The organism is Ectothiorhodospira shaposhnikovii (genome assembly GCF_016584105.1).
Classification (GTDB): domain Bacteria; phylum Pseudomonadota; class Gammaproteobacteria; order Ectothiorhodospirales; family Ectothiorhodospiraceae; genus Ectothiorhodospira; species Ectothiorhodospira shaposhnikovii.
Genome location: NZ_NRSM01000005.1, coordinates 120,763 through 135,314, shown reverse-complemented (window position 1 = coordinate 135,314; position 14,552 = coordinate 120,763). Strand labels below are relative to the sequence as shown.

The 14,552-nt window shown below is 63.4% G+C and carries 16 protein-coding genes; 6 read left to right on the top strand and 10 right to left on the bottom strand.

Annotated elements, in window-relative coordinates; genetic code table 11:
• Window positions 1-5: 5 nt before the first annotated feature.
• On the bottom strand, window positions 6-1,523 hold the full coding sequence (gene ilvA / locus CKO35_RS04585; RefSeq protein WP_200173137.1) for a threonine ammonia-lyase, biosynthetic: 1,518 nt from the start codon (window positions 1,521-1,523) through the stop codon (window positions 6-8).
• Between the two features lie 104 nt (window positions 1,524-1,627).
• Here ilvA and rpiA point away from each other — a divergent pair, with 104 nt between their 5' ends.
• Window positions 1,628-2,287, top strand: a complete 660-nt coding sequence (rpiA, locus tag CKO35_RS04580) for a ribose-5-phosphate isomerase RpiA (protein WP_200173078.1) — start codon at window positions 1,628-1,630, stop codon at window positions 2,285-2,287.
• Between the two features lie 128 nt (window positions 2,288-2,415).
• On the opposite strand, the gene CKO35_RS04575 is transcribed toward rpiA, so the two are convergent.
• The 3 genes from CKO35_RS04575 to CKO35_RS04565 form a co-directional block, all read right to left on the bottom strand.
• Complete coding sequence (locus tag CKO35_RS04575; RefSeq protein WP_200173077.1) at window positions 2,416-2,667, bottom strand: YfhL family 4Fe-4S dicluster ferredoxin; 252 nt, start codon at window positions 2,665-2,667, stop codon at window positions 2,416-2,418.
• Between the two features lie 67 nt (window positions 2,668-2,734).
• Entirely contained in the window at window positions 2,735-3,217 is a 483-nt protein-coding gene (gene coaD, locus CKO35_RS04570) for a pantetheine-phosphate adenylyltransferase (protein WP_200173075.1), read from the bottom strand.
• 86 nt (window positions 3,218-3,303) lie between these two features.
• Window positions 3,304-4,614, bottom strand: a complete 1,311-nt coding sequence (locus CKO35_RS04565) for an MFS transporter (protein WP_200173073.1) — start codon at window positions 4,612-4,614, stop codon at window positions 3,304-3,306.
• Window positions 4,615-4,848: 234 nt separating this feature from the next.
• On the opposite strand from CKO35_RS04565, the gene CKO35_RS04560 reads away from it, so the two are divergent.
• The gene (locus CKO35_RS04560) at window positions 4,849-5,247 is read left to right on the top strand and encodes a DUF6627 family protein (protein ID WP_200173071.1); all 399 of its coding nucleotides are present in this window, start codon (window positions 4,849-4,851) and stop codon (window positions 5,245-5,247) included.
• A 44-nt stretch (window positions 5,248-5,291) separates the two neighbouring features.
• A complete protein-coding gene (locus CKO35_RS04555; protein WP_338031747.1) occupies window positions 5,292-6,290 on the top strand; it encodes a PA2778 family cysteine peptidase in 999 nt (332 codons plus the stop codon).
• Between the two features lie 3 nt (window positions 6,291-6,293).
• Here the strand turns inward: CKO35_RS04555 and trhA are convergent, their stop codons facing one another.
• Window positions 6,294-6,965: a PAQR family membrane homeostasis protein TrhA gene (gene trhA / locus CKO35_RS04550; protein ID WP_207143477.1), complete on the bottom strand. Its 672-nt coding sequence runs from the start codon at window positions 6,963-6,965 to the stop codon at window positions 6,294-6,296.
• A 197-nt stretch (window positions 6,966-7,162) separates the two neighbouring features.
• On the opposite strand from trhA, the gene CKO35_RS04545 reads away from it, so the two are divergent.
• On the top strand, window positions 7,163-8,095 hold the full coding sequence (locus CKO35_RS04545; RefSeq protein WP_200173070.1) for a carbohydrate kinase family protein: 933 nt from the start codon (window positions 7,163-7,165) through the stop codon (window positions 8,093-8,095).
• Window positions 8,096-8,116: 21 nt separating this feature from the next.
• On the opposite strand, the gene mgtE (CKO35_RS04540) is transcribed toward CKO35_RS04545, so the two are convergent.
• The 4 genes from mgtE (CKO35_RS04540) to rluD all read right to left on the bottom strand — a co-directional run bounded on the left by mgtE (CKO35_RS04540) (window position 8,117) and on the right by rluD (window position 12,693).
• On the bottom strand, window positions 8,117-9,463 hold the full coding sequence (gene mgtE, locus CKO35_RS04540; protein WP_200173068.1) for a magnesium transporter: 1,347 nt from the start codon (window positions 9,461-9,463) through the stop codon (window positions 8,117-8,119).
• Entirely contained in the window at window positions 9,460-10,818 is a 1,359-nt protein-coding gene (gene mgtE, locus CKO35_RS04535; RefSeq protein WP_242467014.1) for a magnesium transporter, read from the bottom strand. The genes mgtE (CKO35_RS04540) and mgtE (CKO35_RS04535) overlap by 4 nt, the downstream gene beginning before the upstream one ends.
• Before the next feature lie 59 nt (window positions 10,819-10,877).
• Window positions 10,878-11,249 (bottom strand): hypothetical protein, encoded by a 372-nt coding sequence (locus CKO35_RS04530; RefSeq protein ID WP_200173065.1) that lies wholly within the window; start codon window positions 11,247-11,249, stop codon window positions 10,878-10,880.
• A gap of 472 nt (window positions 11,250-11,721) precedes the next feature.
• A complete protein-coding gene (gene rluD, locus CKO35_RS04525) occupies window positions 11,722-12,693 on the bottom strand; it encodes a 23S rRNA pseudouridine(1911/1915/1917) synthase RluD (RefSeq protein ID WP_420870738.1) in 972 nt (323 codons plus the stop codon).
• A gap of 30 nt (window positions 12,694-12,723) precedes the next feature.
• Between rluD and CKO35_RS04520 the strand changes: the two genes are divergently transcribed.
• Window positions 12,724-13,488, top strand: coding sequence for an outer membrane protein assembly factor BamD (locus CKO35_RS04520; protein ID WP_200173064.1), 765 nt, complete (start codon window positions 12,724-12,726; stop codon window positions 13,486-13,488).
• Window positions 13,489-13,531: 43 nt separating this feature from the next.
• Window positions 13,532-14,053 carry a nitroreductase family protein gene (locus tag CKO35_RS04515; protein WP_200173063.1) on the top strand — a complete coding sequence of 174 codons (522 nt, stop codon included), beginning with the start codon at window positions 13,532-13,534 and terminating at the stop codon, window positions 14,051-14,053.
• Between the two features lie 108 nt (window positions 14,054-14,161).
• Here the strand turns inward: CKO35_RS04515 and CKO35_RS04510 are convergent, their stop codons facing one another.
• Window positions 14,162-14,500 (bottom strand): P-II family nitrogen regulator, encoded by a 339-nt coding sequence (locus CKO35_RS04510; RefSeq protein WP_200173062.1) that lies wholly within the window; start codon window positions 14,498-14,500, stop codon window positions 14,162-14,164.
• Window positions 14,501-14,552 lie beyond the last annotated feature (52 nt).

Sequence of the window (14,552 nt, the reverse complement as noted above, 5' to 3'; positions counted from 1 at the left end):
GCGGATCAGCCCAGGAACAGCCGGTAGACCGGGTTATCGGTCTCCTCCCAGTGGGCATAACCCAGTTCCCTGAGGAATCCCTCAAGCCGGGCCTTGTCCTGGTCCGGCACCTGCATGCCCACCAGCACCCGGCCGTAGGCGGCGCCATGATTGCGGTAATGGAACAGGCTGATGTTCCAGTTCTGCCCCATGTGGGTGAGGAAGTTCATCAGTGCCCCCGGGCGCTCGGGGAATTCGAAGCGGTAGACGATCTCGTCCCCTGCCCGGGACGAGTGCCCACCCACCATGTGGCGCAGGTGGACCTTGGCCACCTCGTTGTCGCTCAGATCCTCGATGGGATAGCCCTTGTCGCGCAGATCCTGAAGCAGGGTCCTGCGTTCCGTCTCACCGCCACTGAGCTGGACCCCGACGAAGATGTGGGCCTGCTCGGTGTCCGCGTAGCGGTAGTTGAACTCGGTGATCCCGCGCTTGCCGATGGCCTTGCAAAAGGCCCGGAAACTGCCCGGCCGCTCCGGAATGGTGGCGGCGAACAGGGCTTCCCGCTGCTCCCCCAGTTCGGCTCGTTCGGTCACGTGACGCAGGCGATCGAAGTTGATATTGGCACCGCTGAGCACCCCGGCCAGACTGGCACCCTTGAGCCCTTCCCGTTCCACATACTTCTTGATGCCCGCGATGGCCAGGGCGCCGGCCGGCTCGGCCATCACCCGGGTGTCATCAAAGATGTCCTTGATGGCGGCACAGATCTCGTCGGTGGAGACCAGCAGGATCTCGTCTACATATTCCCGGGCCAGACGGTAGTTCTCCTCCCCCGCCTGGCGAACAGCCACCCCGTCGGCGAAGATGCCCACCTGGTCCAGCACCACCCGATGGTGTTGTTCCAGGGCCTGCTGCATGCAGGGGGCGTCATGGGGTTCGACCCCGATCACCCGGATATCGGGCCGCAGGGCCTTGATATAGGTGGCCATGCCGGCGATCAAACCGCCACCGCCCACGCTGACGAACACCGCTTCCAGGGGATCGGGGTGTTGGCGCAGCAGCTCCATGGCGATGGTGCCCTGCCCGGCAATCACATCGGGGTCATCGAAGGGATGGACGAAGGTGTAGCCATGCTTCTCGATCAGTTCCTGGGCATGGGCATAGGCATCATCGTAGGAGTCCCCGTGGAGGATGGCCTTGGCCCCCAGGGCACGCACGGAGTCCACCTTGATGGAAGGGGTGGTGGCGGGCATGACGATCACCGCCTTGATGCCCAGGGTCTTGGCCGACAGGGCCACGCCCTGGGCATGGTTGCCGGCGGAGGCGGCGATGACTCCCTTGCGGCGGGCCTCCTCTGACAACTGGACGATCCTGTTGTGGGCACCGCGCAACTTGAAGGAAAAGACCGGTTGCAGGTCCTCGCGCTTGAGCAGGATGCGGTTGCCCAGGCGCCGGGAGAGCGTGGGCATCAGGTCCAGTGGGGTTTCCCGCGCCACGTCATAGACCCGGGCGGTGAGTATCTTCTGCAGGTAGGGATAGGCTGACATCGTCTGAAGATACAGGGGTGGGTCCATGCCCGGCAAGATGTCCCCGGGGCGCCCCATCGGCTGACTCATGTAGAATCCTCCCCGACAACCAAGGAGGCATCCTCATGAGCAATCAAGACCAGATGAAGAAGGCCGCCGCCGAAGCGGCCCTGGAATACGTGGAAGACGGCATGATCGTCGGCATCGGCACCGGCTCCACCGCCAATCACTTCATCGACCTGCTGGCAAAAATGAAGGGCCGCATCGACGGCACCGTGGCCTCATCCGAGGCCAGCGCCGAGCGACTGCGCGGTCATGGCATCCCGGTGATGGACCTGAACGCCGTCGGACCCATCCCTCTCTACGTGGACGGCGCCGACGAGGCCACCCGGCATCTGCACCTGATCAAGGGCGGCGGCGGCGCCCTCACCCGGGAAAAGATCGTGGCGGCCGCCAGCGAGCGCTTCGTCTGCATCGCCGACGACTCCAAGCTGGTGAACGTGCTGGGCACCTTCCCCCTGCCGGTGGAGGTCATTCCCATGGCCCGCAGCCATGTGGGACGGGCCATGCTCAAGCTGGGCGGGCAACCGGAACTGCGTCACGGCTTCACCACCGACAACGGCAACCTGATCCTGGATGTGTTCAACCTGGACATCACCGATCCGGTGGCCATGGAAACGGAGATCAACCAGATCGCCGGGGTGGTCACCGCGGGCATCTTTGCCCGGCGGCCGGCGGATGTGCTGATCCTGGGAGGCCAGGATGGGGTGAAGACCCTGACCTGACCCTCTCTCGCCCCCGTCCTTGCAGTTGGATGCGCAAGCCAGGGGACGGGCACTGAAAAGGGGGGCTTTGCCCCCCTTTTCAGTTCACTGCACATTCATCACGACACGATATTACCCTTAAGGACAACTCAGGCAGCCCCGGTGATGCGTTTGAACTTGGCCATGAGTTCGTCCTGGGTTTCTTCGTTGTCCGGATCCTTGGGAATGCAGTCCACCGGGCAGACTTCCACGCACTGGGGTGCATCAAAGTGGCCCACACACTCGGTGCACAGCGCCGGGTCGATCACATAGATCTCATCCCCCGGGGAAATCGCACCGTTGGGGCACTCCGGCTCACACACGTCGCAGTTGATGCATTCATCGGTAATCATCAGGGCCATAATGCACTTTCCTCTTCAAACTCAGTCACATGTAGTTATATTTGGCGTCGTCGCTTGACCGCACAGTTTAGCGCAAGCGCTCAATCAGCGCAGCCTCGACGCTATCGGCAACAAAGTGTGAGACATCGCCGCCCAGCATGGCAACTTCCCGCACCAGGCTTGAGGATATGAAGGCATATTCCTCAGCCGGCGTCAGAAACAAGGTTTCCAGATCCCGGGACAGATGGCGGTTCATGCTGGCCAGCTGGAATTCATGCTCGAAATCGGAAACGGCCCGCAATCCCCGCAACAGAACCCGGGAATGATTGGCTGCGGCAAATTCCGCCAGCAGCCCGCTGAATCCCTTCACCTCAACCTTATCCCCCATGTCCGCCAGCACAGCCCGTGCAAGCTGAACCCTTTCATCCAGGGTGAACACAGGCCGCTTGCTGGGATTGGCCGCCACGGCCACCAGCACCCTGTCGAACATCCGGCAGGCACGGCGAACGATGTCGACATGACCGTTGGTAATGGGATCAAATGTCCCTGGATAAACGACGGTGACGGACATGGGCGGGGATTCCGGAAATTGAGAGAGTGATTTTACAGGGAAGCGCATCATAACAGGATGGCGCAGGCAAAGGCCTTTGGTGCCTGCTATCCGGCACGGGACTCCCTTGCCTCGGCCACCTGCCGCCCCCGTTTCTCATCCAGCCCCAGGGCCGCCAGGAGGGCGAACCCGAACAGCAGCGCGCAGAACAGGATGGACAGATGCAAACCAACCAGAAGCTGCAGAACTCCCAACCCCAGCAACCCGACGATGGCCGCCAGCTTGCTGGACAACCCCCAGAAGCCAAAAAACTCCGCCGCCCTCAGACGGGGGGACAAAACACCCACCAGTGCACGCCCGGCCGATTGGGTGGACCCCAGACACAACCCGGCAACACTGCCCACCACCAGAAAGACATGCTGGGCCTCAAGATCCAGCACATGCCCCAGCCAGGGCGTGGCAAAGATGAGGGAGACAGCCAGTATCCAGAGAGCCAGTGTGGCGACATAGGTTCGTCGGGCCCCAACCCGGTCCTGGAGGAAACCGAACGCCAGCGCACCGCATGCGGCCGTGAGCTGTACCGTGATGAACATCCAGACCCGGACCTTTTCATCCCACTGGATCACCTGGGCGCCATAGATGAAGGTGAAGGAAATGATGATGTAGATACCGGCCATGGCGAAGAACACCGACACCATGAGGATGGTGAGATCGCGGTAATGGGGCAGATCCCCGAGCGTCGCCCTCACCCGCCGAAAGCCGATACCCACGTACTGACGCAGCCCCGGCAGACGCCTGGCCCGTCCCCGTTCCTGCAGCCACAGGAAGGTGGGAATGGCCGCCACCAGGAAAAACACGGCGGCAAATGGCCCCACCCAGCGGATACGCTCAAAGTTTTCCTCGCTGACCTCGCCCAGGGCCACCAAGGCGAAGGCGGTGGCCACCAGTCCGCCCACATACCCCAGCGCCCAGCCAAATCCCGAGATCCAGCCCAGTTCCTCGCGAGGCCCCAGCTCCGGCAGAAAGCTGGCGATGAAGGATTCACCGATGGCATAGGCAAAGTTGGACACCACGATCAGGGCCATGCCCAGCCAGATGTAACCGGGCGCGACGAAATACAGCAGGGAGGTGGAGATCACGGTGAGCACATAACTGGCGAACAAAAAGCGCTTGCGGGCGGCGGAAAAGTCCATGACGGCCCCCGCCACCGGTCCGGTCAGTACCACCAGGAGATAGCTGACCGCCAGTGCGATGCTCCACAACAGATTGCCAAGACGGTAATCCGCGTGAGCATCTCCCACGATCACCCGGGTGAACAGATCACCAAAGATCACCGTGATGATCAGCAGGGTATAGGCCTGATTGGCGAAATCGAACATCGCCCAGCCGAAGATTTCCTTGAATGAGGCCCGTTTCATGGGTTGAGGGGGACCATGGCAGGCTCGCGGCCCGGGAAGCGCTTCATGTTATCGCATCTCTCCCTCGGGTGCCGCGGGAGTTGATTGACAGGCTCAGGCCCCGGGCCCTCCAACGGTTGACCTGATGCTCGCGGGGACAGGACAATGGACGAGAAGGTATGCACATCAGCGCCATTGTTCACCCGAACGGGGTGAAACACCGGCATTCCACTCAAATCTTCATGAGGCCTACCAATGACCCGGCACCCTCTGATCAGACGCCTATTGACCCTGCTCTGCATCTTTTCCCTGCTGGCCACAGTCACCAGCCCCATTCACGCCGGCATGGTGGGCACCGACCGACTGATCCAGACGGAGCAGGGCCTGGTGGACCGGGCGCAACTGCTCTCCAGCCTGGAACGGGCGGACGTTCAGCAGCAGCTGGCACGCCTGGGAGTCAGCAACGAGGAAGCCGCTGAACGTATTGCACGCATGACCGACGAAGAAGTCAGGCTGATCAATGAGCGTCTGGAGGATATGCCGGCCGGGGCCGCCAGCGTCCTGGGCGTGGTGGTACTCATCTTCATCGTCTTCATCATCACCGATGCCATCGGCGCCACGGACGTGTTCCCTTTCGTCCGCCCGGTGAATTGATTCCCGCTACCGGCCATCCGTGCCGGAGCCACGGGGAGGATTGGGTGCTCCCCGTGGCCCTGCTGATCATCCTGACCGGCCTGCTGCTCTCGGGTTGCGCCACCCGGCTGCAGGCCCCTGCCCTGCTCGGCGATCCACCCGACGACCTGCCCCGGCAGGTGGAGCTGGAAGACACCCCGTTTCATCCCCAGGATCTCTATCAGTGCGGTCCCGCCGCCCTGGCCACGGTGCTCAATGTCCAGGGCATCGGGATCACGCCGCACGCGCTGGTGAGCGAGGTCTATCTGCCCGCGCGCCAGGGCAGCCTGCAGACCGAAATGCTGGCGGCCACACGGGCCAGGGACCTGGTGGCATGGCCGCTGCCGCCCCGCATGGATGCCCTGCTGCGGGAGCTGGCGGCCGGGCACCCGGTGGTGGTGTTTCAGAATCTGGGACTGAACCTGGCGCCCTACTGGCACTATGCCGTGGTCATCGGTTACGACCTGGACGAGGGCATCGTGATACTGCGCTCGGGCACCATCGAGCGCCATGTGAATACCATGGGCCGTTTCGAGCGCACCTGGCGCCGCGCCGGATACTGGGCCTTTCTGGCACAACCTCCGGATCGGCTTCCCGCCACCGCCACTCCACTGAGCTGGCTGCGCGCCGCGAATGACCTGGAGCGTACCGGCCGACTGGAGGCCGCCGCCGGGGCCTATCTCACCGCCACAAGGGCCTGGCCCGAACATCCGGTGGGCTGGATCGGCCTTGGCAATGCCCGCTATGCCCGGGGGGATCTGGAGGGGGCGGAACAGGCCCTGAAGGAACTGGTCACCCGCGATCCGACGTCCCACGCGGGCTGGAACAACCTGGCCCACGTGCTGCATGCCCGTGGCTGCGGGCCGATGGCCCGGGAGGCCGCGGCATGCGCCCTGCGGCTGGCGCCCGACGAGCCGCTCTACCGGCGAACCCGGGACACGGTGGCACCTCAACCCGGATCCGGTGAAGAATGCGGGCTGGAAATTGAAACCTGGCCGAATCCCGGCCTGAAGTGCCCCGACTGACCCTTATACCCCGGCCCCATACCAGAGCACGGCAAAGTAGTGGCAGACCGTCCCGGCCACCACGAACAGATGCCAGATGAAATGCCCGTAGGGCAGACGATGGTCAAGGGCATAGAACACCACCCCGCCGGTATAGGCCAGGCCACCGGCCACCAGCCAGATCAGCCCCGCCGGCGCCATCAACTGGTAGAGCGGCACGATGGCGATCAGCACCAGCCAGCCCATGAGCAGGTACAGCCCGGTGGACAGGATGGGATGGGACAGGCCATTGAGGGACTTGAGAAACACCCCCAGGGCCGCCAACCCCCACACCAGACCGAACAGGGTCCAGCCCCAGGGACCACTGAGCACACCCAGGGTGAAGGGCGTGTAGGTCCCGGCAATCAAAAGGTAGATGGCCGAATGGTCCAGGATCTTGAACACCCGCTTGCCCTGTCCATGGGGCAAGGCGTGATAGAGGGTGGAGGCCAGATACAGCAATGCCATGGTGGCGGAAAAGATGCTGACGCCGACAATGAACCCCGGACTGCCGATACGCACGGCCTCCAGAAGCAGAAACGGCATGCCCACCAGAGCCGCCGCCAGGGCCACCCCGTGGCTGATGCTGTTGGCGATCTCCTCGCCCAGTGACTGATGGCGGTCACGGCCCGCCACTGCACACGCTGTACTGGTCATGACAACGATACCCCGTGTCTTGATGGTTGCAGAGCTATCCTTTTAGCAGGAAATCGGCAATCTTTCGATCAAACGAATCTCAATTCTCACCATCAGATCCGTGGAGGTTCGCAATCGCCGGTCCGGATCACTATCATGTCAGCCCATCCGGACAGGGATTCATCCCCGTTCACCCCCCGTCATCCAGAGGAGTTCCAATGTCTGCCTTGATCTGCGGTTCCTATGCATTTGACACCATCATGGTCTTCCCCGACCGGTTCAAGAACCACATCCTCCCGGACAAGGTGCACATGATCAACGTCTCCTTCCTGGTACCGGACATGCGTCGGGAGTTCGGCGGCTGCGCGGGCAACATCGCCTACAATCTCAAACTGCTGGGGGGTGACCCCCTGCCCATGGCAACGGTGGGCGCGGATTTCGAACCTTACGCCCAATGGATGGATGAATGCGACATCCCCCGCCGGCACATCCGCATGATTCCCGAACACTACACCGGCCAGGCCTTCATCACCACCGACCAGGACGACAATCAGATCACCGCCTTTCACCCCGGCGCCATGAATGACGCCCACCTCAACAAGGTCAGCGACGCCGAGGGCGTCACCCTGGGCATCGTCTCTCCCGACGGCCGGGACGGCATGATCCAGCATGCGGAGCAGTTTGCCGAGGCCGGCATCCCCTTCATTTTCGATCCGGGCCAGGGCATGCCCATGTTCGATGGGGTGGACCTGCGCCGGTTCGTCAAACAGGCCACCTACGTGACCCTGAACGACTACGAGGCCCAGCTGATGAGTGAGCGCACCGGCTGGAATCCCGAGGAACTGGCGGCCCAGGTGGAGGCCTTGATCATCACCAAAGGCGGGGAAGGCTCGGTGATCTACACCGGCGGCAAGACCCTGCGCATCCCGGCCGCGCCCATCGCCCGGATCAAGGATCCCACCGGGTGCGGCGATGCCTACCGGGCCGGCCTGCTGTGGGGATTGATGAATGGCCTGGACTGGGAAACCACGGGGCGGGTGGCGGCGGTGATGGGCGCCATCAAGATCGAACACACCGGACCGCAGAACCATCGTCCGAGCCTTGAAGACATCAAGGCCCGGTTCAAGGACGCCTTCGGGCGGGAGATGTGACGCCGCCAGGCGAAGCCGACCTCAGCCCAGCTGCAGGATGGCCGTCGCCACGGAGAAATAGACCAGTATCCCCCCCACGTCCGCGATGGACGTGATCAGGGGGGCGCTGGCGGTGGCCGGGTCCAGCTTCAGGCGGGTCAGGATCACCGGCAGCAACATCCCGATCATGCTGCCGAAAATCACCACCAGCACCATGGCCACGGCCACCGCCAGCCCCACGTCCGGCCCGCCCAACCAGATCCCCGCGCCCCAGACGGCAAGCCCCAGGGTCAACCCAAGGGCAACGGACACAAACAGCTCCTTGCCCCATAGCCCGAGCCAGTCACGCAATTGAACATCCCCCGTGGCCAGGGCTCGCACCATCAGGGTGGAGGCCTGGGAGCCCGCGTTGCCACCAGTGGCGATCACCAGGGGCAGGAAGAAGACCAGCGCCACCACGGCCTCGATGGCGGTCTCGAACACCGCGATGGCCGCCCCGCTGAACAGGTTCACGAACACCAGGATCACCAACCACCCGACCCGCTTGCGGTAGAGCAGGCTCATGGCGGCATCCTTGAGGCCGGGCGCGATGGTGCCCACACTACCCATGCGCAGGAAGTCCTCGGTGGTCTCCTCCTCCACCACGTCCAGGGCATCGTCCACGGTGATGATCCCCACCAGGACCTCCCGCTCATCCACCACCGGCAACACTTCCAGGTCATAGTGACGAATCAGGCGGGCAGCTTCTTCCTGGTCGGCCTGGGCCTGTACACGAACCACGGCCTCCTTGAGCAGGCTGTCCACCCGCCGGCGGGGAGGTCCGAACAGCAGATCCTTGAGCTTGATCGCCCCCAGAAGGTGACCGTCCGCCTCGGTGACGAAGACCACGTTCACGGTCTCGCCCTGGGAGAAATGGTCGCGCAGATAGGCCAGTGCCGCCTCCAGGGTCCAGTCCGGACGCACGGCCACGAAACCGGGCGTCATCAGGCGGCCCGCGCTGTCGGGCGGATAATTCAGCAGTCCCTTGACCACCCGCCGCCGGGGCTTGGGCAACAGGGCCATGAGGCGGCTTGACTCCGATTCCGGCAAATGCTCCAGCAGCTCCGCCACGTCATCGTAGGACGAGGCCGTCAGCAGGCGGGCATTTTCATCATCACCCAGTTCGGCCAGGATACGAGCCTGCTGCTCCAGGCTCAGATAGGAAAACACATCGGCCATGCGATCCCTGGGCAGCAGCCGGATCAACGGCACCCAGTCTTCGGCGGGCAACGCCTGACTCAGTGCCGCCACATCCTGGTTCTGCAGGGAAGCCAGCATCGTCTTCAGGCTCTCCCAGTCGCGTCGGCGCATCTGCTCGAAAAACGGCTCGTGCTTGAGAGAATTGCTCATTGTCCGGAAAGCCCCAGCAAGGTGGCCGCCAGGCCGAAATAGATCATGATGCCCGCCACGTCGGCGATGGATGTCACCAGCGGCGTACTGGCCGTGGCCGGATCCAGGCGCAGGCGGGCCAGGAGCAAGGGCAGGATCATGCCCACCAGACTTCCCACCAGCACCACCAGCATCATGGCCACCGATACCAGCACGGCAATCTCCATGCCGCCCCGCCATAATCCCAGACCGGACACGGCCAAAGCCATCGTCGCTCCCAGGGCGGTGGCCACCCCCAATTCCTTGCCCCAGAGACGCAGCCAGTCGCGGGGGTGGACATCCCCCGTGGCCAATGCGCGGACCATCAGGGTGGCGGACTGTGCGCCGGCATTGCCGCCGCTGTCGATGATCAGGGGCAGGAAGAACACCAGCACCACCAGGGCCTCAATGGCTTCTTCATACCCGGCAATCACAAAACCACCGATGATGTTCACCGCCACCAGGATCAGCAACCAGCCTACCCGCTTGCGGTACAAAAGCCAGGGACGTGCTTCCCGCAGGCTCAGGGTCAGGCTCCCCACACCCCCCATCTTCTGGAAGTCCTCCGTGCTTTCCTCCTGTTCCACGTCCAGCACATCATCCACGGTGATGATGCCCAGCAGCTCACGATCCTGATCCACCACCGGCAGGGCGGGAAGATCATAGTGGCGCATCATCCGCAGGGCCTCTTCCTGGGGTGCATGGGCGTCGATGGACACCACACGGCCGGTCATGAGCTCCGATACCGGGACATCCATCCGCGGCTTGAGGAAATGCTTGAGGGCCAGCACGCCCAGCAGTCCGCCCTCGTCATCGGTGACGTAAACCAGGTTGACCGTCTCGCCCCGCCCCGCCTGCACCCGCAGATGATCCAGGGCACGGGCCATGCTCCAGTCGGGACGCACGCTCACCACCGCCGTGGTCATGAGTCGACCGCAGCTGTCTTCCGGATATCCCAGCAGGGTCAGGGCACGACGAATGGAGCGGAACGGCAGCAGACGCAGCAGCTGCCGGACTTCACCCTTGGGCAGGTCTTCCAGCAGGGCGGTGAGGTCATCCGGCAACATCTCGGACAGCAGGTGGCGGCCCTCGTCCACGGAGACCTGGCGAATGAGTTGAAGCTGGTGATGGGGGTCCAGATAGGCAAAGACATCCGCCCGCCGCCCAGGGGGCAGCAGGCGGAACACATCACGACGGATCTCGCCATCCAGGGTCATCAGGGCCTGGGCGATGTCCTGTATGCGCATCTCGTCCAGCCAGCCGCGCACCGCGGACAGATCCCCCTGGGAGAGGAATTCGTTCAATTCATCCAGATCGTAGATATGAGTCAATTCCATGCCTTGGCCCGGTTGGAACATGCGGTCGGAAAAAACACCGGCGAGTCATGCAGCCGCCGTCAGGCCTGATGGCGGCGATGCTGCTCGCACATCAGGGACACACCGCGACGACGGCCTTCCGGCAGGGACCGGACGATGGCTTCACCCAGAGGGGCAGGCCCCTGGGCGCAAAGGCGTGCCAGGGTGGCATCGGGGAGCCCCAGGGTCAGGCGGCGGATGGAACGGTCGTCCATGGCCTGGAGCACCCGGATCTGGGACTGACCGGCCAGCTTGAGAAAACTCAGCCGGGCACTGCCGAAATCGCCATGGCGACAGGCGCGGGCCACCGACTCAGCCTCGGGGCTGGTATCGGGGACGCGGCGGGCCGGGGACTCCAGGGTTCTGAGGGCCAGGCTCATCAGCCTGCTCATGTTCTTGATCATCCGGGTCATGACTCTCTCCTTGGCTGCCGCGACGGCAGACCGATCGGAATATGCTGGGACGCGGCCTTGAGGGCCGATGCAGCATGGGGAGAGACCGGGATGCCCGGGAAACAGACAGCTCCGGGGCAATTGATACCCGGAGACGGCAGACATTCATCCCGCACGGGAACACGGCGGCACCCATGGCAAGACACTTTCGGGATGATGCGATACCGGTTTCCCTGATCCGACCGACGCGATGCGATCCATCAGGGAGCCCGGGGCGCGGCAGATTACCGCTGGAGGGGCTGGCCCCGACGGACGCAGTCACATGCCGGTCTGTGGCCGCTCACGGCCTCACCACGCATGCACCTACAACAACTGTCCATCGACAATTAAGCCTCTGTTGCCTGACAAGTGTTTTCGCACTGGGCGAAAACGTTCCAATGATAACGCCTGCAACACATCAGGGAAACCCCGCACGTCGGGATGAAAGGCCGGCTCAGCCGGCGCGCAGGGCCTGCAGCAGCATCTCCATGTCGTCCGGAAGAGCAGCCGCCCAACTCCGGGAACCGGTACCGTCAGGATGTTCCAGGCTGAGGCGGGTGGCGTGCAGCGCCTGACGCCGGAAACCCCGCAGGGTCGCCATGGCCCCATCGGACAGACCGGCCGGGAGACGCAGGCGTCCGCCATAGACCGGATCCCCCGCCAGGGGGTGATGCAAATGGGCCATGTGGACCCGGATCTGGTGGGTGCGCCCGGTTTCCAGATTGACCCTGAGCAGGGTATGGGCAGCGAAGCGCTCCTCCACCCGGTAATGGGTGATGGCCTCCCTTCCTCCCGTCACCACCGCCATGCACTTGCGATCCACCGGATGGCGACCAATGGGGGCTTCGACCGTCCCGCCGGACACCAGGCTCCCCTGAACCAGGGCCAGATATTCCCGTCCCACGGTGCGGGCCTGGAGCTGGCGCACCAGGTCCGTATGGGATGCCAGGGTGCGGGCCACCACCAGCAACCCGGAGGTTTCCTTGTCCAGACGATGCACGATGCCGGCGCGGGGCAGATGGGCCAGCTCCGGGGCATGATGCAACAGGGCATTGACCAGCGTACCCTGGGGATGCCCCGCGGCGGGATGCACCACCAGACCGGCGGGCTTGTTGATCACCAGCAGATGATCATCCTCGTGAATCAGATCCAGCGGCAGATCCTCTGGCACATCCTGGCTCCGGTCATCCAGGGCGGCCCGAATGTGAACCGCTTCCCCTCCGCAGGTTTTCTGTCGGGCCCGGGGACGTTCTCCGGCCACTTTCACCGCCCCCTCCTCGATCCACTGCTGGATCCGGCTGCGGGAATATTCCGGGAACATCCGCGCCAGCACGGCGTCCAGACGCCTGCCGGCCAGTTCAGGCGGAATTTCCGCCGCAAGTTCGATGGTTCTGGTCATGTGCCGGGGGCCGTCGGTTATACTCATTGCCTCAATTATCTTCCGTCTTCGCGCCCAATGACAGCTCTTCGCCCAGCCCTGACCTTCCTGCTTATCGCCGTTCTGGCCTCCGGCTGCGCCGGTATGCGCCAGGACCCCACCCGGGACTGGTCCGCCAGCCAGCTTTACGAAGAGGCCAAAGCGGCCCTTGACCGGGGAAATTTCGACCAGGCGGTGGAATACTACGAGATCCTGGAAGCCCGCTTCCCCTTCGGTCGCCACGCCCAGCAGGGCCAGCTGGAGATCGCCTATGCCTACTACAAGGCCCAGGAGCCGGAGATGGCGCTGGCGGCCGTGGACCGTTTCATCCAGATGAACCCCCGGCATCCTCATGTGGACTATGCCTACTATCTGCGCGGCCTGATCAACTATGAGCGGGATCAGAGCTTCCTCAATCGCTGGATCCCGCAGGACCAGGCACGTCGTGATCCGGTCCCTCTGCGCAACGCCTTCGATGATTTCGGCACACTGGTACGGACCTTCCCCGACAGCCGCTATGCCGGGGACGCCCGCCAGCGCATGGTTCATCTGAGAAACCGGCTGGCGGCCCATGAAATGTATGTCGCGGATTTCTACATGCGCCGGGGCGCCTGGCTGGCTGCCGCCCAGCGAGGTCGATATGTACTGGAACACTATGAAGGCGCCGATTCGGTACCCGATGCCCTGGAGGTCATGGTAAAGGCCTACCGGCGGCTGCAGCTTGACGACCTGGCAACGGATGCCCTGCGGGTACTGGAACTGAACTTCCCGGAACGGGCCGACAGGCTGAGGAAGGGGGCCTGATTCTCCAGGACCGATTCAAATACGACAAAAGGGGACGTTTAGGATGTGGGATTTCTTTCAGACCGTCAGACACCGGCATTCCATCCGTCGCTACCAGGCCGACATGCCGGTGGAGCCGGAGAAACTGCACGCGATCCTTGAAACCGCGGTAACCGCCCCTTCGGCGGGCGACCTGCAGTCATACCGCATCATCTGCGTGAAGGATCCGGATTTGAGAGCCAGGCTGGCCCAGGCGTCCCATGGTCAGGACTTTATCTCCGAGGCGCCCATCTGCCTGATTTTCTGTAGTGATGCGGCACGCTCGACCGAACAGTACGGCGAACGAGGGCGGGATCTGTTCTCCATCCAGGACGCCACCATCGTGGCAGCCTACGCCCAGCTGGCGGTGGTGGCCGCCGGGATGGGCTCCACCTGGGTGGGGATGTTCGATGAAAAGGCCGTTGCCGACATCCTCGCCCTGGAACCGGGCCTGCGCCCACTCGCCCTTCTCTGCGTGGGCTACCCGGCGGAGCTACCGGAATCCTCCCACCGGCGACGCCTGGACGAGGTGGTGACCTACCGATAACCCGAACACCCAGGGCGGTGAGGACATGTCCATCGCTCACCGCCCTGGCACGAGGGCTCCCGGGATGGCGTTTCGGCCCCGGGGTCCGATCTGCCCGCAACCCCCGGATTACAGGGCGTCGCTGTTTTCCTCCCCGGTGCGGATACGGATGGCCCGCTCCATGTCGGTGACGAAGATCTTGCCGTCACCGATCTTGCCGGTGCGGGCAGCCTTGACGATTGCATCCACACAGGCATCCACAAGACTGTCATCCACGCCGATCTCCAGTTTCACCTTCGGGATGAAGTCAACCACATACTCCGCGCCCCGATAGAGTTCGGTATGTCCTTTCTGACGCCCAAACCCTTTGACTTCGGTGGCAGTCAAACCCGTCACACCGATCTCCATGAGCGCCTCGCGGACGTCCTCCAGCTTGAACGGCTTGATGATGGCTTCAATTTTTTTCATGCGGCTTGATTCCTGGTGACTCATGGAAACGATGATGAAGGTAGTGCAAGGG